At 39.2% G+C, this 2,801-nt stretch carries 3 protein-coding genes; 1 reads left to right on the forward strand and 2 read right to left on the reverse strand.

Annotation, left to right across the window (positions count from 1 at the left end; genetic code table 11):
- The first annotated feature begins 256 nt into the window (after window positions 1–256).
- Window positions 257–925, forward strand: coding sequence for a hypothetical protein (locus CBR30_09835; protein PMQ00693.1), 669 nt, complete (start codon window positions 257–259; stop codon window positions 923–925).
- 846 nt (window positions 926–1,771) lie between these two features.
- Here the strand turns inward: CBR30_09835 and CBR30_09840 are convergent.
- Together CBR30_09840 and CBR30_09845 are read right to left on the reverse strand one after the other, a co-directional pair.
- Window positions 1,772–2,077, reverse strand: a complete 306-nt coding sequence (locus CBR30_09840) for a hypothetical protein (GenBank protein PMQ00694.1) — start codon at window positions 2,075–2,077, stop codon at window positions 1,772–1,774.
- Window positions 2,078–2,353: 276 nt separating this feature from the next.
- Window positions 2,354–2,716 carry a hypothetical protein gene (locus CBR30_09845; protein ID PMQ00695.1) on the reverse strand — a complete coding sequence of 121 codons (363 nt, stop codon included), beginning with the start codon at window positions 2,714–2,716 and terminating at the stop codon, window positions 2,354–2,356.
- Between the last annotated feature and the right edge of the window lie 85 nt (window positions 2,717–2,801).

A 2,801-nucleotide genomic window follows, 5' to 3' on the forward strand; every position in this document is an offset into this window, starting at 1 on the left:
CTATTAACGATATTCTTTAATTCGTTTTTCGTCAACCTCTTTCTATCCACACTTCCACCCAGCTTTAACACTATGACGATAACCCTAATTAAGTTTATTGCCTATAGTGTTTTCCATAGCAATAAATTTATTGCCATAGACATAAGTTTATCGCCTATAGCAATAAAATTATTGCCATAGAACCGGTTTCTCATTCTTAGCACGTGTAAAACTATATAAGCCCTTCTTACAATAGTAAAAGAGTGAGGCGAGTGTAATGGAGTGCGTAGAGACAACGCTAGGTCGGTTATGCCTAGGGGATGCAAGGGAGTTAATTAAGACAATACCTAGTGAAAGCGTGGGTGCTGTTATTACTGACCCACCTTGGGGAGTAAAACGTGATGAATACGATGATGAAAACGCATTATACGATATACTACCTGAACTCTACAGAGTATTGAAGCCGGGTGGAGCCTTAGCCGTATACTATGCCACCAAGTTCCTTAACAAGCTTATTGATGGAACGGAGAAAGTGGGCTTTAGATACTACTGGACTATTATACGGCTTGATTTCTCGAAGGCTACACGAAGCCCATTCGGCTCAAGCAATTATACTCCAGCAATTATATTCTACAAAGCAAAGCCCCCTAAGATCCAGATAAAAATCTCTGATGTCATAATGGCGGGCGAGGTAGATTATGACTTACTCAAAGGCATGACTAAGGAAGTATTCGACCAGTTTAAGGCAACAACTACTACATCATACCTAGTTCAATCATTAACCGAGGAGGGCGGGGTAGTCCTAGACCCATTCGCTGGCTACGGCAACATCCCCTACGTAGCCGAGACTCATGGAAGGCGATGGTTAGCTTTCGAGATAAGTAAAGAGCGATACGAAATAGCCAAATACCTAGTCCTAAACAAGCGGATGCCTAAACTCAAATAGCTTTTTCTCATAGACTTTTACACGTGCTAAACTATATAAACCCTCCTAACACTATAGATCTAAATCGAGGTGAGTGTAATGAGCGTAAGCGTGAGATGCACGGAAACAGATAGAGGCGTCAACGGCTCGGTCTATGTATGCGAAGGGACCAACAGCAAGAGCATAATCGTGAGGGCGAAAAAGTTAAAGACCGCCTATGAGTGGTGCATCCACTCAGAAGACAAGAAGCTGGTAACAATAATGATGGCTGCCAACAGGGATAAGCTGAAGAAGTATATCGAGGAGTGGCTAAGCAGGATTGAGTGGTAAAAAAGACTAGGTATAGCGTTTTTTAATCAACTCCTCCCCAATCCTATCAAGCTGCCTATTCAGCTCTATTGTTAGCTTATATAGCTTATCTATCGCTTTATCTAGCCTCATGCCATTCACCGTCTCATTATCCCTTATAATTGGTTTAAAAGGAGGGGGAGGGGATAATCCTAGGGATAGTTAGGGATAATCATATAGTAATAAACGGCATTAGCAAGTGCTAAATTCTATAGCAATAAAGTTCTATAGCGATAAGTTTATCGCCTATGGCAATAAATTTATTGCCTATGGAGAATTCCATAGCAATAAGTGGCGATAAACAGCAATAAGTTCTATAGCAATAAAACGATAAAATGCAATAAGCGACAATAAGTTGCAATAAATTCCATAGCAATAAAATGCAATAAAAACGCCGCAGCCATATTGCTATAGAAAAACAAATAGGAGAAGCATAAAGTTGCATCAGTTTCTAATAGAAAACCATATTTCAGGAGTGTGTAGCGTGGAAAAACTCATCAATGTAATTGAGGAAAAAAATTATATGTGTAGCGACTCGTAAGCTGCGAATTCGCCGCTACGTATATCGTATATTATCATCAGCGTCTTTGTCTCGCTCTCGATGATTATAACGTATTCATATTCATCAGTTTTAACTGCACCGGCGCTGGCGTCAGCGCTTTCATTATTTGCATATAGTATTGAGTCAAGTGCATATGCTAATACTTCACGCAGATTTTCCTCGTTTAATTCTATTTTTGTGATATTGCTTAACCTCCTCTCTATTTCGTCATCACTGTAGTCTAGTTTTTCAAGTGCACATCTTATTTTCCTGATATCGTCCATGCTTTACACCTCGTTGTTCTTTACTGATGTAAAAAGGGGTTAATATACTTTTACATGTGTAAATGTCTATTTCCACAAGTTGTGGCTATTGGAATTGTGAAAGGTGTTATTCCATCCTCCTCCTTTTAAACAATAATAGATAGGATAAGAGGATGGATGATAGCATGTTGGGAAAAGAGATAGATAAACTATACAAGCTAACGATAGAGCTACATAAACAATTAGATAGAATAGAATCTGAATTGATTAAAAAAAGATACATTTAGTTTTTTTTCTCTAGAAGTTCTTCGCTATATAGAGGGCTTCCCTAATAAAGTTATATATATCTTCCAGCTCCATGTCAGCTGGTAGTATGAATGTGGGTGTTTCCCAACTATTCGCCGGTCCATAGTGGAATTCGACTGTTATTACTACAGCCTTCTCGTATCGGCTAAGCCTATCCCAAAATATACATGGCGAGTAGTAGCCGAGATTATATAGAATACCTAGCGACATCCCCGTTTCATCTGGCTCCCATTCAATCCACAGCTTTCTTACTACATGAACTGTTAGCTTATCTCTACACCATGTTATTACCCACCAGTAGTCGTCTTCCTTATCCCTTATTATCCTAGGATACTGTTTTTGGGCTTCACTCATCTACACTCACCTCGATCTATAATTAGAGATAATGAGGGGTTAATAAAGTTTTACACGTGCTAAGAATGAGAAACCGGTTCTATGG

Origin of the sequence: Dictyoglomus sp. NZ13-RE01 (assembly GCA_002878375.1) — a bacterium.
Lineage (GTDB): Bacteria > Dictyoglomota > Dictyoglomia > Dictyoglomales > Dictyoglomaceae > NZ13-RE01.